Here is a 21277-nt window from a genome sequence, read left to right on the forward strand (position 1 = left end):
TATCTCTGGATTAACTTAGCGCTTCGCGTTCGAGCGCGTCGCGCGACTTGTGCCGCACGTCGGTGCCCTTGACGATGTAGATGATGAATTCGGCGATGTTCTTCGCGTGGTCGCCGATCCGTTCGATCGCCTTGGCGATGAACAGGAAATCGAGGCCCACCGAAATCGAACGCGGATCTTCCGTCATGTACGAAATCAGCTTGCGAACAAAAGCGCGGAATTCTTCGTCGATCGCCTTGTCGTCGCGCACGATTTGCGCGGCGGCGACCGTGTCCAGGCGCGCAAAAGCGTCCAGTGCACGGCGCAGGATCGACACCGCCATTTCGCCCGACAATTTGATCTCGGCGATATTGATGGTGCGCGACGCGCCGTCTTCCATCAGACGCTTGGTGCGCTTGGCGATTTTTTCGGCTTCGTCGCCGGCGCGCTCGAGATTCGTGATGGTCTTCGAAATCGCGATCAGGAGGCGCAAATCGCGCGCGGCCGGTTGACGGCGCGCGATGATGTTGCTGCACTCTTCGTCGATTTCGACTTCCATCGTGTTCAGGCGCTCTTCGGCCGCGATCACCTGTTCGGCGACGTCGAGGTCGAAGTTATTGAGCGCGATCATCGCGTTGACGATCTGCGACTCGACGAGGCCGCCCATTTCGAGCACCTTCGACGAAACGAGGTTCAGGTCGGCGTCGAACTGGCTGGACAGATGTTTATCGGACATGTCGTACCCCTTTGTTTTGCGCGGCGGCTTAACCGAAGCGGCCAGTGATGTAGTCCTCGGTTTCCTTGCGGACCGGCTTGATGAAGATCTTTTCGGTATCGCCGAATTCGATCAGTTCACCGAGGTACATATAGGCAGTGTAGTCCGAACAGCGTGCGGCCTGTTGCATGTTGTGAGTGACGATCACCACCGTGTAATCGCTCTTCAGTTCAGCGATCAATTCTTCGATACGACCCGTGGAAATCGGGTCCAGCGCGGAACACGGTTCGTCGAGCAGCAGCACTTCAGGACGGATCGCAATGCCGCGCGCGATGCACAGACGCTGCTGCTGGCCGCCGGACAAACCGTAGCCGCTCTGGCCCAGCTTATCCTTCACTTCGTTCCACAGCGCGGCCTTGGTCAGCGCCCACTCCACGCGGTCGTCCATTTCCGAGCGCGGCAGCGTCTCAAACATCTTCACGCCGAACGCGATGTTGTCGTAGATCGACATCGGAAACGGCGTCGGTTTCTGGAACACCATGCCGATCCGCGCGCGCAGCAGCGAGATATCGCGCTTGGAGGTCAGCAGGTTTTCGCCGTCCATCAGGATTTCGCCTTCGGCGCGCTGCTCCGGATAAAGCGCGTACATCTTGTTCAGCGTGCGCAGCAGTGTGGACTTGCCGCAACCCGACGGGCCGATGAACGCGGTCACCTTGCCTTCGGGAATGCGCAGGTTGATGTTCTTCAGCGCGTGATACTTGCCGTAGAAGAAGTTCAGATCGTTGATCTCGATCTTCGGGCGCGACGGCGCTTGCGCCTGGCCGCTTTGGGCGGGATCGAAACCGGCGGGCGCCGTGGGACGCGCGCTCGGATTGAGTTGAGTTTCTGCCATATTCATCGGATTACACTCCGCCCTTACTTATTCGAAAAGATCGTGCGCGCGAGGATGTTCAATCCCAGCACCGCGAGCGTGATCAGGAAGACGCCGGCCCACGCGAGCGATTGCCACTGCGCAAACGGGCTCATCGCGAACTTGTAGATCGTGACCGGCAGGTTCGCGACCGGCTGGTTCATGTCCATCGAGAAGAACTGATTCGACAACGCGGTGAACAGCAGCGGCGCGGTTTCACCGGCAATGCGCGCGACGCCGAGCAGCACGCCCGTCACGATACCGGCGATCGATGCCTTCAGCGTAATCGACAGCACCATCTTCCACTTCGGCGTGCCGAGCGCGAAAGCGGCTTCGCGCAGCGCATTCGGCACCAGCTTCAGCATGTTTTCCGTGGTACGGATCACAATCGGAATCTGCAGCAGTGCGAGCGCGAACACGCCGGCCCAGCCGCTGAAGTGCCCCATCTTCGCGACGACGAGCGCGTAGACGAACAGACCCACCACGATCGACGGCGCCGACAGCAGGATGTCGTTGATAAAGCGCGTAACGCTCGCAAGCCAGCCCTTCTGACCGTATTCGGCGAGATAGACCCCCGCCAGAATGCCGATCGGCGTGCCGACAAACGTTGCGAGCGCAACCAGCATCAAGCTGCCGACGATCGCATTGGCGAGACCGCCACCGTCGGTGTTCGGCGGCGGCGTGGACTGCGTGAACAACTCCACGGACAAGCCGCCGATACCCAGGCGCAGCGTCGTATAAAGAATCCACACCAGCCACAGCAGGCCGAACGCCATGGCCGCGAGCGACAAGGTCAGCGCAACCGCGTTCTTCGCGCGGCGGCGGCCTTGCAGGCGCACGCGCATCGCTTCGAGCGCTTCGGCGTCGTTCGAACCCGGCATATTCAAGGTCGGCTGGCTCATTTCGCGCCCTCCCCTTTTTCGAGGCGCAGCAGCATGATCTTCGAGATTGCCAGCACGATGAAAGTAATCACAAACAGGATCAGCCCGAGTTCCATCAGCGCCGACGTATGCAGACCAGGATCCGCTTCCGCAAATTCATTGGCGAGCGCCGAGGTGATACTGTTGCCCGGCGAGAACAGCGAGACGTTGTCGAGCAGATTGGTGTTGCCGATCACGAAGGTGACGGCCATCGTCTCGCCGAGCGCGCGGCCGAGACCGAGCATCACGCCGCCGATCACGCCGCTCTTCGTGAAGGGCAGCACGATTTTCCACATCACTTCCCACGTCGTGCAGCCGATTCCGTACGCCGATTCCTTCAGCAGAACCGGTGTGACTTCGAACACGTCGCGCATCACCGAGGCGATGTACGGGATGATCATGATCGCCAGAATGACCCCGGCGCACAGGATGCCGATCCCGATCGGCGCACCCTGAAACAGCGCGCCGACGAACGGGATGCCGCCAAGCACGACGCCGAGCGGCTTTTCGAACCAGGTCGCGAAAATCGGCGCGAACACCAGCAGACCCCACATGCCGTAGACGATCGACGGGATCGCGGCAAGCAGTTCGATGGCGATACCGAGCGGACGGCGCAGCCACGCGGGCGCGAGTTCGGTCAGGAAAAGCGCGATGCCGAAGCTGACGGGCACCGCGATGATAAGTGCAATGAGCGAGGTCGCGATCGTGCCGTAGATGGGCACCAGCGCGCCAAATTGTTTGCTGGGTGGATCCCAGTCGGCGGTCCACAGGAACGCGAGGCCGAACTGTTTGATCGACGGCATGGAGGCGACGATCAGCGAAACGATGATGCCGCCGAGCAGCAACAGGGTGATGATGGCGGCGAGCCGGGCAAGTCCGCCGAAAATGACGTCGCCGGCGCGGCTCGGGGCTTTTTGCTGCGACGCGCTGCCGGGCGGTGTCGACCTCGACGCGCCAGACGCTAATTGGATATCGGACATGAGAGCCTGATGGACCTGTTTCCAGTTGCCGCACGACACTTGTCGTGCGGCCGATAAAGCTGACGTAGTGCCGGGGTAATGCCATTGGCCGTCCTCAAGTGAGGACGGCCAATGTCTTGCTGCATGCCTACTGCCTGGCGCTTCGCTTACTCAGCGATAGCCTTGCCCGAAGCATCCTTCACTTTCGACTTCCACTGCGAGCGGATTTCAGCCGTTACCGAATCCGGCAGCGAGATGTAGTCCAGATCGTTTGCTGCCTGGGTGCCGTTCTTGAACGCCCAGTCGAAGAACTTCAGCGTTTCCGTGCCTTGCGCCGGCTTGTCCTGCGCCGTGTGCAGCAACACGAAGGTTGCGCCGACGATCGGCCATGCGTCCTTGCCCGGCTCGTTCGTCAGGATCTGGTAGAACGACTTCGACCAGTCCGCGCCCGCTGCCGCTGCCTTGAACGTTTCCGTCTTCGGCTCGACCACGGCGCCCGTCGAGTTCTTCATCGCTACGTACGTCATGTGGTTCTGCTTCGCGTACGCCCATTCCACGTAGCCGATTGCGCCCGGCAGACGTTGAACGAAAGCGGCGACGCCGTCGTTACCCTTGCCGCCCGTACCCGTCGGCCAGCTGACCGTTGCGCCTTCGCCGACCTTTGCCTTCCAGTCCGCATTGACCTTCGACAGGTAGTTCGTCCAGATGAACGTGGTGCCCGAACCGTCGGCGCGGCGAACCACGGCGATGTCGGTATCCGGCAGCTTGAGCTTCGGATTCAACGCGGCGATTGCCGGATCATTCCACTTCTTGATCTTGCCCAGGTAGATGTCGCCGAGCACTTCGCCCGACAGCGTCAGTTCACCCGCCTTCACGCCCGGCACATTGACAGCCGGCACCACGCCGCCGACTACCGTCGGAAACTGGAACAGACCTGCCTTCGCGAGTTCATCGTCCTTCAGCGGCGCGTCCGAGCCGGCGAAATCGACGGTCTTCGCTTCGATCTGCTTGATACCGCCCGACGAGCCGATACCTTGATAGTTGACCTTGCCGCCACCCGACTTCTGATAGGCGTCAGCCCACTTCGTGTAAATCGGTGCTGCGAAGGTGCTGCCCGCGCCGGTGATGTCTGCGGCTTGCGCTGCGATCGCGAAAAGCGCGCCAGCGACGCCAGCGAACACGGTTTGCATCAATTTCATGAGACCTCCAAGGGTGTGAGCGGTGTAAGCGAATAACACGAACACCGCGAAGCTTAGGGTCTCTTTGTGACAGTAACGTGACTAACCGTGAAACGGATGTGACAGTGGGATTACGAGGTGAAAGGCGCTCGCGCGGCGAAATTGCCGGTTTAGCGGAGTTGCGGGCGCCGCTTTACAGATTAGGCGAAAAAGATGGGGCGCGAACGTTTGCGTGGGGAGTGTGCGTGCGAATGGGAGATGATGCGAGGTGCGTTATTTCGTTGAAAGCTCCGTAGTGCGGCTCAATGCCGCACCGGGAGCGTCCGACTGACGGCGGGGCGGTTTGTGTACTCACAGAGCCGCCCTCGCCGCCGCCGCCGTCGCCGTCACGACGGTATGGCCGGTTTAGGCCGTAGCCTGCTTCACGGCGTCAGCGATCGTTTCGGCATGGCGAACCGCGTCGTTGACGTCTTCCGCCTCCACCATCACGCGCAGCACGGGCTCGGTGCCGGACGCACGGATCAGCACGCGGCCGCGGCCGTTCAGCGCATCCTCGGCCTTGCTGATCGCACCCCGAATTGCGGCGCTACCCTTCCAGTCCGCGCCGGGCTGCATCCGCACGTTGATCAGCTTCTGCGGGAACAGCGTGACACCGTGGAGCAGCTCTGAGAGCGTTTTGTCGCTGCGCTTCATCGCGGCCAGCACCAGGAGGGCCGACACAATGCCGTCGCCGGTCGAATGGCGGTCAAGAGAGAGAATATGGCCGGAACCTTCCGCGCCCAACTGCCAGCCGTGCTCGCGCAACTGCTCGAGCACGTAGCGGTCGCCCACCGCCGCGCGGACAAACTTCACACCGGACTCCTGCAGCGCGACTTCGACTGCCATATTGGTCATCAAGGTACCGACCGCGCCTTCCACTTTGCCGTCGGTCGCCATGCGGTCCTTGACCAGCACGTACAGCAGCTCGTCGCCGTTATACAGGCGGCCGGCCGAGTCCACGACCTGCAGCCGGTCGGCGTCGCCGTCGAGCGCGATGCCCAGGTCCGCGTGGTTCGCGCGCACCGCGCGCACCAGCGCGTCCGGCGCGGTCGCACCGACGCCGTCATTGATGTTGAATCCGTTCGGCGCGACACCGATCGGAATCACATCGGCGCCGAGTTCATGGAACACGTGCGGCGCGACGTCGTACGCGGCGCCGTGCGCGCAGTCGACCACCAGCTTCATGCCCCGCAAGTCAAACGCTGCCGGGAAGGTGCTTTTGCAAAATTCGATGTAGCGGCCGGCTGCGTCGTCGAGGCGGCGTGCCTTGCCGAGTTGCTCGGAGGCAGCGCAGGCAAGCGGCAGATCGAGTTGTTCCTCGATCTGCAATTCCACTTCGTCGGGCAGCTTGTTGCCATCGGCGGAGAAGAATTTGATGCCGTTGTCGTAGTACGGGTTATGCGACGCACTGATCACGACGCCGGCGGCGAGCCGCAGCGCGCGCGTCAGGTACGCAATGCCCGGGGTCGGCATCGGCCCGGCCAGCATGACGTCGACGCCGGCTGCGGAGAAGCCCGCTTCGAGCGCGGCTTCGAGCATATAACCCGACACGCGGGTGTCTTTACCGATCAGCACCGTGGGCCGCGTACCCGTTTTGGCCCAGCGATCCGCGCCCGCGAGCACCTTGCCGGCCGCGTAGCCGAGGCGTAAGACAAACTCCGGCGTGATGGGCCCTTCGCCAACCTTGCCCCGAATTCCGTCCGTTCCGAAATAGCGACGTGCCATCTTTTATGTTCCTCCTTGGCTTTTTTGGGGTCAGCCGCGCGCGCGGCTGTAGTGTGCCGCGTCGCGCATGGCTGCCCAGACTTTCAATGCATCCACCGTTTGCGCGACATCGTGTACGCGCAAAATGGCCGCGCCACGCCCGGCGGCGCACACCGCTGCGGCGACGCTGCCCGCCACGCGCTCCGGCGCCGGGCGTCCGACCACCGCGCCGATCATCGACTTGCGCGACATGCCGGCGAGAATGGGGTATGGCGGCTCGGCCTGCGGCGCCGTGTCCGGCAGATGCGCGAGCAACGCGTAATTGTGTTCGACCACGGACTTGCCGAAGCCAAAGCCCGGATCCACGCTGATACGCGCGCGGGCGATACCTGCCTGCCTCAACGTCGTCACCCGTTCTTCGAGAAACTGCCGCACTTCGCTCACCACGTCCTGATAATCAGGCTCGCGAAGTTGCATGGTCTGCGGTTCACCGAACATATGCATCACGCACAAACCGCACTCGCTGTCGCGCACGGCATCGAGCGCACCGGGCATCCGGAAGCCCCAGATGTCGTTGATCAGATCGGCGCCCGCGGCCAGCGCGCGGCGCATCACTTCCGGCTTGTACGTATCGACCGACAGCGGCACGTTCGCGCCGTGCAGTTGCTCGATCAGCGGGATCACCCGCTCCAGTTCTTCATCGAGCGGCACGGGCGGTGCCCCCGGCCGCGTCGACTCGCCGCCGATGTCGACGATGTCCGCGCCGGCGAGCAGCATGCGCTCGGCCTGGCGCAGCGCTTCGCCGCGCATCGCGTACTGGCCGCCATCGGAAAAGGAATCAGGGGTGACATTAAGGATGCCCATGACCAACGGGCGTTCGAAGGTCAGCTTGAAGCGGCCGCATTGCAGCGGTTCGGGAATGGGAAGAGAGGGGATTTCGACTTTCGGCACGTAGCGGTCAATCACGTAAAACAGATAAATGCAAAACGGGCCGGTGTGAAACACACCGGCCCGCACTTTCTACTGGTCGCCTATCAGGCCGGCGCGGTCGCGCTGCCCGGCTTGACCTCGGTGCCCGGGCTGCCGCCCGACGAGGCATCGCTTGCCGACGGCGGCGAGCTCTTCGGCGAACGCGGAGGACGGCCAGCCATGATGTCGTTGATCTGATCGGCGTCGATCGTTTCCCACTCCATCAGCGCGGCGGTCATCGCTTCGACCTTGTCGCGGTTCTCGTCCAGCAGGCGCTTGGCAAGGTTGTACTGCTCGTCCAGCACGCGGCGGATTTCCGCGTCGACCTTCTGCTGCGTCGCTTCCGAAATGGTCCGCGTGAAGCCGCGGCCAAACGGCGTTGCGTCGTTTTCGTCGTCGACGTAAACCATCGGTCCGAGTGCATCCGTCATACCGAAGCGAGCCACCATGGCGCGGGCCGTAGCCGTTGCCTTGTTGAAGTCGTCCGATGCGCCGGTGCTGATCAGGTTCAGGAACAACTCTTCCGCGACACGGCCACCGAACAGGATCGCGAGGCGGTCCAGCAGGTAGTCCTTCGAATACGTTTCGTTGTCATGCTCCGGCAACTGCCACGTGACGCCCAGCGCACGGCCGCGCGGGATGATCGTGACCTTGTGCACCGGATCGGCCTTCGGCAACAGCTTGGCGATGACCGCGTGACCCGATTCGTGATACGCCGTAGCACGCTTCGATTCTTCGCGGATCACGGCCGACTTGCGCTCCGGGCCCATGAAGATCTTGTCTTTCGCGTCTTCGAAGTCCGTCATTTCGACGATGCGCTTGCCGCGGCGAGCCGCGAACAGCGCTGCTTCGTTGACCAGGTTCGCCAGATCGGCGCCCGAGAAGCCAGGCGTGCCGCGTGCGATCACCGCTGCGTCGACGTCGTTCGAAATCGGCACCTTGCGCAGGTGGACCTTCATGATGTGTTCGCGGCCGCGGATATCCGGCAAACCGACGTACACCTGACGGTCGAAACGGCCCGGACGCAGCAGCGCCTTGTCCAGCACGTCCGAACGGTTCGTGGCAGCAATCACGATCACGCCCGAGTTCGCTTCGAAACCGTCCATCTCGACCAGCATCTGGTTCAAGGTCTGTTCGCGTTCGTCGTTACCGCCGCCCATGCCGGCGCCGCGATGACGGCCGACCGCATCGATTTCGTCGATGAACACGATACACGGCGCATGCTTCTTGGCCTGCTCGAACATGTCTCGCACACGAGCCGCACCGACACCCACAAACATTTCCACGAAGTCCGAACCCGAGATGCTGAAGAACGGCACCTTGGCTTCGCCGGCGATAGCGCGCGCCAGCAACGTCTTACCGGTTCCCGGGGGGCCGACCAGCAGCACGCCGCGCGGGATGCGCCCGCCCAGCTTCTGGAATTTCTGCGGATCGCGCAGGAAGTCGACCAGTTCGGAGACTTCTTCCTTGGCTTCGTCGCAACCGGCGACGTCGGTGAAATTGATTGCGTTGTTGTTTTCGTCGATCAGACGTGCACGGGATTTACCGAACGAGAACGCACCGCCTTTCCCGCCCCCCTGCATCTGTCGCATCATGTAGAACCAGAAGCCGATGATCAGGATCGTCGGTCCGAGGTAGTACAGCGCGGAAACCAGCGCATTCGGTTCGTCATCAGCCTTGCCGCTCACCTGAACGCCATACTTCATCAGATCGCCGACCATCCAGATGTCGCCGGGCGACACGATCTGGTACTTCTGGCCGTCTGCTGGAGTGACCGTGAGGTTCCGCCCCTGGACAATGACGTTCTTGACTTTGCCGTTCTTCGCGTCGTCCATGAACTGCGAATAGGAAACGCCCTCCTGGACACGGGGCTTGTCGAACTGCTTGAACACCGTAAACAGCACCAGTGCGATAACCAGCCACACTGCTGCTTTCGAAAACATATTGTTGTTCAAAGCACCACTCCTTCACTTAGACGGGCGCCTACATTTTCCTTGCGGCACCACGAAAGCATTCTAATCCAGTCCGCAGACCCCTGCCATAAGGTTTCGCTACCACATAAATAGCGTAGCGGGCTGTCGGAGCGCCGATTTCCGGCGCCCTGAGCACATTATCGGCAGGTGCGGAACCTTCCTGCAGCGCCCCTACGCGGGCCGCTTGAGGTGCCTACCTAAAATAAACGTTTCTGACGACTTGTCCCGCGAAGCTTTCGGCTTGCGGGCCGCGACCACCTTGAACTGGCGCTTGAACTTTTCGACAATCTGGCTATAACCGCTGCCATGAAAACATTTGACTAAAAGGGCGCCATCCGGCTTCAGGTGGTTTTGCGCAAATTCCATCGCGATATCGCACAAATGCTCGATTCGCGCGGCATCCGCCACCGCCACTCCCGACAGGTTGGGCGCCATATCCGAAATTACAAGGTCAACTTGTCGTTCCCCGACCAATTCTTCCAATTGTTGAAGCACCGCGTCTTCGCGGAAGTCACCCTGAATGAAGTGAACGTCGGAGATCGGCTCCATGGGCAACATGTCCAGCGCGATGATCGTGCCATCGATCCCGCCTTCGCGCTCGGCGTCGCGTTGTGCGCCCTTGGCCAGCTTGTTGCGGGCGTACTGACTCCAACTGCCCGGCGTGGAGCCGAGGTCGACGATTACCTGACCGGGCCGGATCAGCTTGTCCTGCTCGTCGATTTCCTTCAGCTTATAGGCAGCGCGGGCGCGGTAACCCTCCCGCTGCGCCATTTTTACGTACGGGTCGTTGATGTGATCGTGCAGCCACGCGGTGTTGAACTTGTTTTTTGCCATTAATCGTAGAACTCTTGCTGCGTGATGTCGCGCTTTAGGGGATAATACGCGGTTAATTCGCGCGGCCACCGCCAAAACTGGCAGTTATCCGCGATTCTGTTGTTCTGACGCGCCGCCCTGCGCCATGGTCCGGATCTATCCGGACTGCAGGTGCCGCCATTTTAGTCGAGTCTCCCACTTTCCATGCCAGCCCTTAAAGTCTCTTCCGATCAACGCGCCGAATTGCGCTCCCAGGCACATGCGCTCAAACCGGTCGTGCTCGTCGGCGCCGAAGGCTTGACCGACGCTGTGCTGTCGGAGATCAAGGTTCACCTTGGCGCCCATCAACTGATCAAAATCCGCGTATTTGGCGACGACCGCGAAGAGCGCATCGCCATCTACGAACAGATTTGCGACCAGCTGAACGCCGCACCGATCCAGCATATCGGCAAGCTGCTGGTGATCTGGAAGCCGGAAGCAGCGGCGCAACCGGCGGTGAAGGCCAAGCGCGGCGCCCTGCCGAGCGCCCGCGAAGCGGCTGTCGAAGCCAAACCGGGCAAGGGCCGCGCACCGCGCGTGGTCACGGTGGTGAAGCCCAGCGAAATTCCAATGCGCAAGCCGAAGGCAAAGGCAGTCGTGGTGCGCGGCAATGAACGCGTCACGCAGGGCGGCAACATCAAGCGCGCCAAGAAACGCCAGACCAGCGCGAAACGCGCGCATCAGTCGTCGAAATAAGCGAATGATGAGAAGTGCGGGCGGTGTCCGCACTTTGGCGTGAACTGCTCAGACCGTCTCGGCAACACCGCTTAGGCAACCCGTAGCGCGGCAGACAGAAACGCCTGGACCGGCTCCTGGCCTCGCACCACTCAGCCGGTGACTTTCCCGGTGGCGCTACGCGCGGCCTGCTCTGCAGTCACAACGCCGACGCTCGCCGGCAGCTTCCACACCAGCGCCACGCCCAGCAGGCTTTCGATCAGGTAAAACAGACTCGACACGCCGTGCAGGATGCCGAAGCGTGTCGCATAAGCCGAGTGTCCGACGTCACTGCCCGCCTCAAGCGCGGCAATGCGCATTGCATTCATGAACGGCTGCAAAGCAAAGTACCCCACCAGCACGCACACCAGCATACCGGCGATCAACCAGCGCAACCGGCGATAAGCCTCGCTGCCGCGGCGAATCAGGATATTCGCCAGAACCAGTAACAAAATACCGCACACCGCGCCCAGCACGCCCTCGATGCGGAACAGTTGCGCCGCCACGGCGCCCGCCGCGATGCGGTCGAGCGACGTAAACAGCACCGGCGCGACGGCATAGCCGATCGTCAGCAGACTACCGACCCATACCACCGTCAACAGACGGAAGAAACGATGCGGCATCAAAGACACCGGCGCCGCCTTCAAACGTAGCTCACCGCGATGATTTCGTATTCGCGCACGCCGCCCGGTGCCTGCACCGACGCAACGTCGCCTTCCGACTTGCCGATCAAAGCGCGCGCGATCGGCGAGCTGATCGAAATCAGACCGTGGTCGATGTCCGCTTCGTCGTCGCCGACGATCTGGTACTTGACCGACGCACCCGAATCCAGATCCTCCAGTTCGACGGTCGCACCGAACACCACGCGCCCGTCCGCTTCAACCGCGGCCGGGTCGATCACCTGCGCACCGGCCAGCTTCGATTCGATTTCGGCAATCCGGCCTTCGATGAAGCCCTGCTTTTCCTTCGCCGCGTCGTATTCCGCGTTCTCCGACAGATCGCCCTGGGCACGCGCTTCCGCGATCGAATTGATCACCGAGGGACGCTCAACCGATTTCAGGCGCTGCAATTCATCGCGCAACATTTCCGCGCCGCGCTTCGTCAATGGAACAGTGCTCATAAACAACTCTATGCAAAAAACAGCCGTAAAAAAAATCACCGCGGTTAAGTGCATTCCGCGGGACTGACGCTCCGGGCAAAAACCCGGGCACAGCCCCTGCGGAACGCCGCTTAACCGCGGCACTTACATCTTGGACAGGTATTCGAAGCCTTAGTTTAGGCGAGCGTGGAGTCCTTGTAAATCATAGACTTCCAGGTTCTTCAAATAGCGCAAACCTTCAACCGCGGCCCGTGCACCGGACATCGTCGTGTAGTACGTGACCTTGTTTGCCTGCGCGCTCATGCGGATCGAGCGCGAGTCGGCGATCGCCGCGCGGGTTTCGTCGACAGTCGTGAAGACCAGCGCGATTTCGCCGTTCTTGATCATGTCGACGATGTGCGGACGGCCGTCCTTCACCTTGTTGACGACCTTGACCGGCACGCCGGCCGCTTCGATTGCGGCAGCCGTGCCCTTGGTCGCGACGATCGGATAGCCGAGTTCGTGCAGCATGCGCGCGACTTCGACGGCCTTCGGCTTGTCAGCGTCCATCACGGTCAGGAGCACCGTGCCCGATTCCGGCAGACGCGAGCCCGCCGCGAGCTGCGACTTGAACAGCGCTTCGCCGAATGTCTGCCCCACACCCATCACTTCACCGGTCGAACGCATTTCCGGTCCGAGCACCGGATCGACTGCCGGGAACTTGACAAACGGGAACACGGCTTCCTTCACGCTGAAGTACGGCGGATCGATTTCCTTCGTCACGCTCTGGGCGGCGAGCTTCTGGCCGACCATCGCGCGCGCCGCGATTTTCGCGAGCGGCAGGCTGGTCGCCTTCGACACGTACGGCACCGTGCGCGATGCGCGCGGATTCACTTCGAGCACGTAGATGATGTCCTCTTTCGAGCCATCGGCCTGCGGCACCTGCTGGATCGCGAACTGCACGTTCATCAGGCCGACCACGTTCAGCGCCTTGGCCATTGCACCGGTCTGGCGCTTCAGCTCGGCAATGGTTTCCTTCGACAGCGAGTACGGCGGCAGCGAGCAAGCCGAGTCGCCCGAGTGCACGCCCGCCTGTTCGATGTGCTCCATCACGCCGCCGATGAACACGGCTTCGCCATCGGAGATGCAGTCGACATCGCATTCGATCGCGTCGTTGAGGAAGCGGTCGAGCAGTACCGGCGAATCGTTCGACACCTTCACGGCTTCGCGCATATAGCGCTCGAGGTCGCGCGGCTCGTGAACGATTTCCATTGCGCGGCCGCCCAGCACGTACGACGGACGCACCACCAGCGGATAGCCGATTTCCTCGGCGAGCTTGAGCGCTTCGTCTTCAGCACGCGCGGTGCGGTTCGGCGGCTGACGCAGGCCGAGGTCCTGCAGCAGCTTCTGGAACCGCTCGCGGTCTTCCGCGGCGTCGATCATGTCCGGCGACGTGCCGACGATCGGCACACCGTTCGCTTCGAGATCGAGCGCGAGCTTCAACGGCGTCTGGCCGCCGTATTGCACGATCACGCCAACCGGCTTTTCCTTGTCGACGATTTCGAGCACGTCTTCGAGCGTCAGCGATTCGAAGTACAGACGATCGGAGGTGTCGTAGTCGGTCGAAACAGTTTCAGGGTTGCAGTTGACCATGATCGTTTCGTAGCCGTCTTCGCGCATGGCGAGCGCGGCGTGCACGCAGCAGTAGTCGAACTCGATACCCTGGCCGATCCGGTTCGGGCCACCACCCAGCACCATGATCTTCTTGTTGTTCGTGGGGTTCGCTTCGCACTCTTCCTCGTAGGTCGAGTACATGTAGGCGGTTTTCGTGGCGAACTCGGCGGCGCACGTGTCGACGCGCTTGTACACCGGCCGCACGTTCAGCTCGATACGACGCTGGCGCACGTCCGCCGGCTTCGCGCCAAGCAGCTTCGCCAGGCGGCGGTCCGAGAAACCGCTCTGCTTCAGATACTTGAGCTCTTCCTTCGACAGGCTTGCCAGCGTACGGCCGGCCAAGGCCTTTTCCTTCAGGATGATCTGTTCGATCTGCGCGAGGAACCACGGGTCGATCGAGGTCTCTTCGAAAATCTCTTCGGCCGTCATGCCGATACGGAACGCGTCGCCCACGTACCAGATGCGGTCCGGACCGGCTTCACCGATCTCGCGGATGATCTCGTCGCGGTTGTCGGTCTTTTCGTCCAGACCGTCCACGCCCACTTCGAGACCGCGCAGCGCCTTCTGGAACGACTCCTGGAAAGTACGGCCGATGGCCATCACTTCGCCGACCGACTTCATCTGCGTGGTCAGGCGCGAATCGGCTTCGCGGAATTTCTCGAAGGCGAAACGCGGGATCTTGGTGACGACGTAGTCGATCGTCGGTTCGAACGATGCCGGGGTCTGGCCGCCGGTGATTTCGTTCTTCAACTCGTCCAGCGTGTAACCGCAAGCGAGCTTGGCCGCGACCTTCGCGATCGGGAAACCGGTCGCCTTCGAAGCCAATGCCGACGAACGCGACACACGCGGGTTCATTTCGATCACGATCATCCGGCCATCTTTCGGATTGATCGAGAACTGCACGTTTGAACCGCCCGTGTCCACGCCGATCTCGCGCAGCACCGCGAGCGATGCGTTACGCAGGATCTGGTATTCCTTGTCGGTGAGCGTCTGCGCCGGCGCAACGGTGATCGAGTCGCCGGTGTGGATACCCATCGGATCCAGGTTTTCGATCGAGCAGACGATGATGCAGTTGTCCTTCTTGTCGCGGACCACTTCCATCTCGTACTCTTTCCAGCCGAGCAGCGATTCTTCGATCAGCAACTCGCGCGTAGGCGACAGATCGAGGCCGCGCTTGCAGATCTCTTCGAATTCGTCGCGGTTGTACGCGATGCCACCGCCCGAACCGCCCAGCGTGAACGACGGACGGATCACCACTGGATAACCGCCGCTGCCGGTTTGCGATGCGATGTCCGCTTGCACCGCCAGCGCTTCTTCCATCGAATGCGCGGTGCCCGACTTGGCCGAACCGAGGCCGATTTTGGTCATCGCGTCTTTGAATTTCTGACGGTCTTCCGCCTTGTCGATCGCTTCCGGCGACGCACCGATCAGCTCGACCTTGTACTTCTCCAGCACGCCATGCGCGTGGAGATCCAGCGCGCAGTTCAGCGCGGTCTGGCCGCCCATCGTCGGCAGGATCGCGTCCGGGCGCTCCTTGGCGATGATGCGTTCAACCACTTCCCACGTGATCGGCTCGATGTAGGTGACGTCGGCCGTGTTCGGGTCGGTCATGATCGTCGCCGGATTGCTGTTGACGAGAATGACCTTGTAGCCTTCCTCACGCAACGCCTTGCATGCCTGCGCGCCCGAGTAGTCGAACTCGCACGCCTGGCCGATGATGATCGGACCCGCGCCGATGATGAGGATGCTTTTAATGTCTGTCCGCTTGGGCATAACGCTCTCGCTAATGTATTCCTGAATTCTTTCCGTCGGCGCGCGCCGTTCAAACGTTGCGCGCGCTGTGTTGTGTGCGGCTCGCCTCGCTTCGCACGTGGCGCGCCAATCGCGTTGCGAGCCGCGCGCCGCCTGGGCGCTTCACAACCTGCTTATGCCGCTGCGGTCTTGCCGGCCTTCTGCGCGTCCATCAACCCAGTGAAGCGGTCGAACAGATACGCGATGTCGTGCGGACCCGGCGACGCTTCCGGGTGACCCTGGAAGCAGAACGCCGGCTTGTCGGTCAATGCAAAGCCTTGCAGCGTGCCGTCGAACAGCGAAATGTGCGTGACCTTGGCGTTGGCCGGCAACGTGTCGGCGTCGACCGCGAAACCGTGGTTCTGCGACGTGATGACCACGCGGCCGTCGTCCAGATCCTTCACCGGATGGTTCGCGCCGTGGTGGCCGGTCTTCATCTTCATGGTCTTTGCGCCGACAGCGAGGCCCATGATCTGGTGGCCGAGGCAAATACCAAAGGTCGGGATACCGCGTTCGATCAGCTCTTTGGTGGCGGCAATCGCGTAATCGCACGGCTCCGGGTCGCCCGGGCCGTTCGACAGAAAGATGCCGTCCGGGTTGAGCGCCAGTGCGTCAGCCGCGGAGGCTTGCGCCGGCAGCACGGTGACGTGGCAGCCGCGCTCGGCCAGCATGCGCAGAATGTTGTACTTCACGCCGTAATCGAACGCGACCACACGGTATTTCGGCGCGTTCTGCTTGCCGTAGCCGGTGCCCAGACGCCATTCGGTCTGGGTCCATTCGTAGGTTTCCTTGGTTGACACGACCTTCGCGAGGTCCATGCCCGACAAACCCGGGAAAGAGCGCGCGAGTTCGATTGCCTTCGCTTCGTCATCCGAACCGGCCAGAATGGCGCCGTTCTGCGCACCCTTGTCGCGCAGCACGCGCGTCAGCATACGGGTGTCGAGACCGGCGATGGCGACCACGCCTTCGTCCTTCAGGTATTGCGGGAGCGTGCGCTCCATGCGGAAGTTCGACGCGAGAACCGGCAGATCACGGATGATCAAGCCGGCGGCATGGACTTTCGTGGCTTCGACGTCTTCGGCATTCACGCCGACGTTACCGATATGCGGATACGTGAGGGTCACGATCTGGCGCGCGTAGCTCGGGTCGGTCAGGATTTCCTGATAGCCGGTGATAGCGGTGTTGAACACGACTTCGCCGATCGTATGCCCGGGGGCGCCGATCGAGTAACCACGAAAGACCGTGCCGTCGGCGAGTGCGAGCAAAGCGGGAGAAAATGACGGCAACACGGGAGACTCCTTGGGGAACACCCTGTTGCCGACCTGTCTATCCGACTGCGAGCCGCAGCGAAACGCATCGACAGGATGCGCGCGCAGACTCGCTCGCGTGCTGCTGGTGACGTCGCAAGGGGCGCGATGGGTCCATTGTGTGGACGGATCGGCTGGGGTGCGGGGCGTCAAAAGCGCGCGGCGGATGAACGGTATGGGAGAGGTAGGCGCTAGGGTGCGGGTTGATAAGCTCAAACCTTGGAATTATAGCGCGAAATTGCCCGTCCCTCCAAATCCGAGATGGGGCGTCAGCGTAGTCAGGCGCGGCCCGAATCCAGTCAAAGCCTTGTTGCGCATGGCTCGGACGCGATTTGGCACAATTTACGCCCACCCGAATCGGGATAGAGCCGGCGAATCCGATGGCCCTTTTTGCGAGCCATGCGCGACAAGCTTAAACCTGCTGTTCGGCTCGCACGTGCGCCGGCTGAGGCCGCGCTCGCCCCGGCAGTACGTACCAGATCGCACTCAAAACCTGAAGCGCCACCAGGATGCCCCACGCGGTCAGGTGCGCGGCCGCCGGATAGTGGCCGCCACTGGCCGGCCAGCGCGACAGCACCGCTCCGACACCGACCTGAAAGCCGAAAATCAGCAGAAAAATGATCAGCGTCAGGGTGGTATTCACCCGGCCGATCATCTGCGCCGGGAAATGGCGCGCCATGACCGCATAACTGAGAATTCCGGTCCCGCCGAAAATCCCGTACGCCGCCCACAGCAGGCTCGCCGGCAGCGGCGCGTTGAACATGATCAATAGCTGGGTAACGACGAACAGCGCCATACCGATACCGCAAAACGCATACAGCGAGACCCCGCGCCGCTCGAGGCTACGCGCCGCCGCGCCGAAGCCCACGCAGCCGGCCATCATTGCAAAGCCGAGAATCGACACCAGCGCGGCGGCCTCACGCGGCGCGAAGCCCTGCACGTCGCGCAACCAGGCGCCGACCCATAGCGATTGCATCGCGTAAAACACACCCTGCGTAAGGACCGAAAATGAGCCGATTTTCCAGAATGCCGCGCTCTTCAGAAGGTGCAGCGTCCCTTTGAACTGGGCCCCGATACTCGCTTGATGGTGAGTTTCACTGCTGTCCGGCGTGAGCGTCCACTGCGCCACCGCCACCAGTACCGTGAGCAGCCCCAAACCGATACAGACCGTGCGCCAACCGGCAAAACCCAGCACCCACGTGAGCGGCGAACCGACCATCACCCCGCCGAAACCGCCGATCGCCATCACCAAACCGTTCATCAACGGCAACCGTGCCGACGCGAAATGCTGCGCCAACGCCTTGAACGCGGCGCCAAGACACACCGACACACCCACGCCAATCAGCAGGCGTCCAACCATCATCATGCCGACGCTGTGCGCGGCGCCAAACACCCAGATTCCCAGCGCGGCAAACAGCAGGGTGACCGCCGTCACCCGACGCGCGCCGAAGTGGTCCAGCAATACGCCGGCCGGAATCTGTGCGCCCGCGAAGCCGAGGAAATACAGACTGGTCAGCAGACCCAGATCCGTGGCCGACAAGCCGAGATCGTGCGTGATGAAGGGGGCAAAACCGAGATTGACGCCGCGAAATACATAAGAAACGAAGTAACCGGCGGAAAACAGGAGAAATACGCGCAGCTGAGTCGACGACATAAGTTTTGAAATAAGCGGCCGGGTTTGGCCCAAGCACGAAAGATAAATGAAACGCGCGAACTTCGCCTCGACTGGTCTGCAGAATGAAAAACGCCGTCACCACAGGTGACGGCGTCGGAATAACACGGTGCGTGATCGGAGCGCAATTCACGCGTTGCCCCCGCAACGCATGTGGTCACTACCGTGGTGGCCGCTTTTGGTCTACTTACCCTTCTTCGCGTTGGCCGCGGTCTTTGGGCGGCTATCTGCCGCGGCCTTCGACGCCTTGCTGGACGTGGAAGCCGACACCTTCGTCACCTTGCCCTTGCTGGCGCTGGACGTTGTCGGCTTGCTGACTTTACCTACCGGCTCAGACACCTTCACCACGGCGGCGCGGCCACGACCCTTCTTCTTATCGTAGCGCGATTCGCTTCTCGTGTCTGCGACGCGGGTGCCGATCTTCTCGACTCCGCCGCCCTGCACGTCAGTCGCGATGCGCTCCGGACCTGGTTCGCTCGGCATGGCCTTACCGACCGGCACGTGCAGCACGATCACCTGACCACGCGAAACCTGATCGCGATGCGTGCGATTCCACGCCTTCAACTGGCCGATCGAGACGCCGTAACGCACGGCGATGGCGGCCATCGATTGGTTGCGGCGCACGCGAATCAACATCTTGCGGGTGTCGGGAACGTCGGGCTCCATGGCCAGCACCGCACTTTCGGCGACGTCGGCGCTGATGTCTTCGTCGTCGTCCGAACCGCGCGGCACCACGATCGTCGAGCCCGGCTTCAGGCGCATACCGGCCGGAATCTTGTTCACTTCCATCAGCGTGTCGGCGTCGACACCGATCTTTTGCGCGATCGCCGCCGGCGCGGCACGCTCGGTGACCGTGTAGGTGGTCCACGACGACAACGAACCGGAATAGGCCTTCAGATTGCGCTCAAACGCGCTCGCGTTGTCGAACGGCAGCAGAATCTGCGGCTGGGTGGCGCCGAGAATCACCGGCTTTCTGAATGACGGGTTCAACGAGCGGAATTCGTCTGGAGAGAGATTCGCGAGCTTCGCCGCCATGTCCACGTCGATGTCGTGCGAGGTCGTGACCGTGACGAAATACGGGTGGTTCGGGATCGACGGCAGCGTGAGCCCGTACATCTGCGGGTTCATGACGATGTTCTTCACCGCCTGAAGCTTGGGCACGTAGTTGCGCGTCTCGTTCGGCATGCGCAGGCTGAGGTAGTCGGTGGGCAGGCCCGCCGCTTCGTTGCGCGCGATCGCGCGCTGCACGTTGCCCTCACCCCAGTTGTACGCAGCGAGCGCCAGTTGCCAGTCGCCGAACATGTCATGCAGACGCGACAGATAATCGAGCGCGGCGCTGGTGGAGGCCAGCACGTCGCGGCGCTCGTCCTGCCACATATTCTGCTTGAGGTTGTAGGTGCGGCCCGTGCCCGGCATGAACTGCCACATGCCGGCCGCCTTCGCCACCGACAACGCCTGCGGGCTGTACGCGGATTCGATGAACGGCAACAAGGCAAGCTCGGTTGGCATGTGACGCGCCTCGAGCTCTTCGACGATGTGGTACAGATACTTCTGCGAGCGCTCGGTCATGCGCTGCACGTAGTCCGGGCGCTGCGCATACCAGTTGACCTGCATGTCGACGAGGTCGGTTTGCAGATCCGGCATTTGAAAACCACGGCGAATACGACTCCAAAGATCGGCGTCCGGGCTTGTCAGTTGATCGACTGAACCCTGGTCGACATTGATCGTTTCTTTGGCGGTGGCTGTCTTGCGAAGGGCGTCAGCAACGGCTTGCTGACTGGCGGGATTAGTTGCGGAGGTAAGGCTATTCGTTGTCGGTCCCTGACTCGCGCAAGCGGCGAGTGTCAGGACCAATAACGCACTAAAGATAAATCGCATGAACGTCTCGGCTTCCACAAGGGCTGGAATTTGCAGCCGATAGTACGAAACGGCAACGTTTACGTCAATCGGAAATTGACGAAAAAAATCAAGGAAATCTAAGGCTTGGCGAATTTTTCCGATTCTTCGCGTGAGGAATACCCTGATCGCGGCCGGGTCAACGGAAGCGGTTTTTCCATTCGCGCATCAGCGTAAATGCCGTTAAACGATCGGGCACTTTTTCATGCAACTGCTCTTGCAAGCTTGCTTGAACCGCTGGATTATCCACGCGCAAAAACGGATTCACGGCGCGTTCGTGGGCAATCGTGGTCGGCAAGGTCGGCACGTGACGCGCGCGCAAGTCGCTCGCCTTGTCACGCCAGGCTTGCAGCTCGGCGTTGCCCGGCTCGCAGGCGAGCGCAAAGCGGATGTTCGACAACGTGTACTCGTGGGCGCAATGCACTTCGGTCGAGCCAGGGAGCGCGGCCAGCGAATCCAGCGACGCCAGCATCTGCGTGGGCGTGCCTTCGAACAGGCGGCCGCAGCCGCACGCGAACAACGTATCGCCGCAAAACACGTGCGGCGTGCCGTGTGGGTCGGCTGGCTGAAAATAGGCGATATGACCGCTCGTATGGCCGGGCACGTCGAGTACATCGAACTCGAGTGCGGGCTCGGCAATCGTCACACGATCGCCGTTTCCGAGACGGTGCGTGAGGTGCTGGATCGCTTCACCGGCGGGGCCGTAGACGGGCACGGCCTGGCCGTTCAGCAGATCGGCCACCCCACCGACATGGTCTTGATGATGGTGCGTGAGTAAAATAGCGCTCAGCCGCCAACCCCGTTTCGCGAGATATGCGCGCACGGGGGCGGCCTCACCCGGATCGACGACCACCGCATAATGCCCGTCGGAAACGACCCAGATGTAATTGTCTTCAAACGCCGGGACCGGTACGTACTCGAGCGCATTCATAGGCGACGCATTCCCT

At 61.8% G+C, this 21277-nt stretch carries 17 protein-coding genes; 1 reads left to right on the forward strand and 16 read right to left on the reverse strand.

What is annotated here, in order from left to right; all coding sequences use genetic code 11:
* Window positions 1-10: 10 nt before the first annotated feature.
* The 9 genes from phoU to AC57B6_RS00990 all read right to left on the reverse strand — a co-directional run bounded on the left by phoU (window position 11) and on the right by AC57B6_RS00990 (window position 10180).
* Complete coding sequence (gene phoU, locus AC57B6_RS00950; RefSeq protein WP_028199154.1) at window positions 11-715, reverse strand: phosphate signaling complex protein PhoU; 705 nt, start codon at window positions 713-715, stop codon at window positions 11-13.
* A gap of 28 nt (window positions 716-743) precedes the next feature.
* Window positions 744-1592, reverse strand: a complete 849-nt coding sequence (gene pstB, locus AC57B6_RS00955) for a phosphate ABC transporter ATP-binding protein PstB (protein ID WP_028199155.1) — start codon at window positions 1590-1592, stop codon at window positions 744-746.
* Between the two features lie 17 nt (window positions 1593-1609).
* Window positions 1610-2506: a phosphate ABC transporter permease PstA gene (gene pstA, locus AC57B6_RS00960; RefSeq protein ID WP_030101333.1), complete on the reverse strand. Its 897-nt coding sequence runs from the start codon at window positions 2504-2506 to the stop codon at window positions 1610-1612.
* Window positions 2503-3504 carry a phosphate ABC transporter permease PstC gene (gene pstC / locus AC57B6_RS00965; protein WP_028199157.1) on the reverse strand — a complete coding sequence of 334 codons (1002 nt, stop codon included), beginning with the start codon at window positions 3502-3504 and terminating at the stop codon, window positions 2503-2505. The genes pstA and pstC overlap by 4 nt, the downstream gene beginning before the upstream one ends.
* 146 nt (window positions 3505-3650) lie before the next feature.
* Window positions 3651-4682, reverse strand: a complete 1032-nt coding sequence (pstS, locus tag AC57B6_RS00970; RefSeq protein WP_106351585.1) for a phosphate ABC transporter substrate-binding protein PstS — start codon at window positions 4680-4682, stop codon at window positions 3651-3653.
* A 384-nt stretch (window positions 4683-5066) separates the two neighbouring features.
* Complete coding sequence (gene glmM / locus AC57B6_RS00975) at window positions 5067-6425, reverse strand: phosphoglucosamine mutase (protein WP_028199159.1); 1359 nt, start codon at window positions 6423-6425, stop codon at window positions 5067-5069.
* Between the two features lie 30 nt (window positions 6426-6455).
* Complete coding sequence (gene folP / locus AC57B6_RS00980) at window positions 6456-7355, reverse strand: dihydropteroate synthase (protein ID WP_035520106.1); 900 nt, start codon at window positions 7353-7355, stop codon at window positions 6456-6458.
* A gap of 83 nt (window positions 7356-7438) precedes the next feature.
* Entirely contained in the window at window positions 7439-9328 is a 1890-nt protein-coding gene (gene ftsH, locus AC57B6_RS00985) for an ATP-dependent zinc metalloprotease FtsH (protein WP_028199161.1), read from the reverse strand.
* A 189-nt stretch (window positions 9329-9517) separates the two neighbouring features.
* A complete protein-coding gene (locus AC57B6_RS00990) occupies window positions 9518-10180 on the reverse strand; it encodes an RlmE family RNA methyltransferase (RefSeq protein ID WP_183796583.1) in 663 nt (220 codons plus the stop codon).
* Between the two features lie 183 nt (window positions 10181-10363).
* Here AC57B6_RS00990 and AC57B6_RS00995 point away from each other — a divergent pair, with 183 nt between their 5' ends.
* Window positions 10364-10894 carry a YhbY family RNA-binding protein gene (locus AC57B6_RS00995; protein WP_030101330.1) on the forward strand — a complete coding sequence of 177 codons (531 nt, stop codon included), beginning with the start codon at window positions 10364-10366 and terminating at the stop codon, window positions 10892-10894.
* A 131-nt stretch (window positions 10895-11025) separates the two neighbouring features.
* Here AC57B6_RS00995 and AC57B6_RS01000 read toward each other — a convergent pair whose 3' ends face one another.
* The 7 genes from AC57B6_RS01000 to gloB form a co-directional block, all read right to left on the reverse strand.
* On the reverse strand, window positions 11026-11535 hold the full coding sequence (locus tag AC57B6_RS01000) for a DUF4149 domain-containing protein (protein WP_046570183.1): 510 nt from the start codon (window positions 11533-11535) through the stop codon (window positions 11026-11028).
* A gap of 20 nt (window positions 11536-11555) precedes the next feature.
* On the reverse strand, window positions 11556-12032 hold the full coding sequence (greA, locus tag AC57B6_RS01005) for a transcription elongation factor GreA (protein ID WP_012433846.1): 477 nt from the start codon (window positions 12030-12032) through the stop codon (window positions 11556-11558).
* A 150-nt stretch (window positions 12033-12182) separates the two neighbouring features.
* The gene (gene carB / locus AC57B6_RS01010) at window positions 12183-15437 is read right to left on the reverse strand and encodes a carbamoyl-phosphate synthase large subunit (protein WP_496420565.1); all 3255 of its coding nucleotides are present in this window, start codon (window positions 15435-15437) and stop codon (window positions 12183-12185) included.
* Between the two features lie 152 nt (window positions 15438-15589).
* Window positions 15590-16744, reverse strand: a complete 1155-nt coding sequence (gene carA / locus AC57B6_RS01015) for a glutamine-hydrolyzing carbamoyl-phosphate synthase small subunit (RefSeq protein WP_028199166.1) — start codon at window positions 16742-16744, stop codon at window positions 15590-15592.
* 430 nt (window positions 16745-17174) lie between these two features.
* The gene (locus AC57B6_RS01020; protein WP_281663163.1) at window positions 17175-18416 is read right to left on the reverse strand and encodes an MFS transporter; all 1242 of its coding nucleotides are present in this window, start codon (window positions 18414-18416) and stop codon (window positions 17175-17177) included.
* A 201-nt stretch (window positions 18417-18617) separates the two neighbouring features.
* Window positions 18618-20312, reverse strand: coding sequence for a transglycosylase SLT domain-containing protein (locus tag AC57B6_RS01025; protein ID WP_028199168.1), 1695 nt, complete (start codon window positions 20310-20312; stop codon window positions 18618-18620).
* 157 nt (window positions 20313-20469) lie between these two features.
* The gene (gene gloB / locus AC57B6_RS01030; RefSeq protein ID WP_030101325.1) at window positions 20470-21261 is read right to left on the reverse strand and encodes a hydroxyacylglutathione hydrolase; all 792 of its coding nucleotides are present in this window, start codon (window positions 21259-21261) and stop codon (window positions 20470-20472) included.
* Window positions 21262-21277 lie beyond the last annotated feature (16 nt).

Source organism: Paraburkholderia sp. BGA-UO-ETr-F12, from assembly GCF_059567945.1.

Coding starts and splice junctions, on each gene's coding strand:
- phoU (WP_028199154.1), bottom strand. CDS start 715: ATGTCCGATAAACATCTGTCCAGCCAGTTCGACGCCGACCTGAACCTC.
- greA (WP_012433846.1), bottom strand. CDS start 12,032: ATGAGCACTGTTCCATTGACGAAGCGCGGCGCGGAAATGTTGCGCGAT.
- AC57B6_RS00995 (WP_030101330.1), top strand. CDS start 10,364: ATGCCAGCCCTTAAAGTCTCTTCCGATCAACGCGCCGAATTGCGCTCC.
- AC57B6_RS01000 (WP_046570183.1), bottom strand. CDS start 11,535: ATGCCGCATCGTTTCTTCCGTCTGTTGACGGTGGTATGGGTCGGTAGT.
- carB (WP_496420565.1), bottom strand. CDS start 15,437: ATGCCCAAGCGGACAGACATTAAAAGCATCCTCATCATCGGCGCGGGT.
- pstS (WP_106351585.1), bottom strand. CDS start 4,682: ATGAAATTGATGCAAACCGTGTTCGCTGGCGTCGCTGGCGCGCTTTTC.
- glmM (WP_028199159.1), bottom strand. CDS start 6,425: ATGGCACGTCGCTATTTCGGAACGGACGGAATTCGGGGCAAGGTTGGC.
- AC57B6_RS00990 (WP_183796583.1), bottom strand. CDS start 10,180: ATGGCAAAAAACAAGTTCAACACCGCGTGGCTGCACGATCACATCAAC.
- AC57B6_RS01025 (WP_028199168.1), bottom strand. CDS start 20,312: ATGCGATTTATCTTTAGTGCGTTATTGGTCCTGACACTCGCCGCTTGC.
- pstA (WP_030101333.1), bottom strand. CDS start 2,506: ATGAGCCAGCCGACCTTGAATATGCCGGGTTCGAACGACGCCGAAGCG.
- gloB (WP_030101325.1), bottom strand. CDS start 21,261: ATGAATGCGCTCGAGTACGTACCGGTCCCGGCGTTTGAAGACAATTAC.
- pstB (WP_028199155.1), bottom strand. CDS start 1,592: ATGAATATGGCAGAAACTCAACTCAATCCGAGCGCGCGTCCCACGGCG.
- pstC (WP_028199157.1), bottom strand. CDS start 3,504: ATGTCCGATATCCAATTAGCGTCTGGCGCGTCGAGGTCGACACCGCCC.
- AC57B6_RS01020 (WP_281663163.1), bottom strand. CDS start 18,416: ATGTCGTCGACTCAGCTGCGCGTATTTCTCCTGTTTTCCGCCGGTTAC.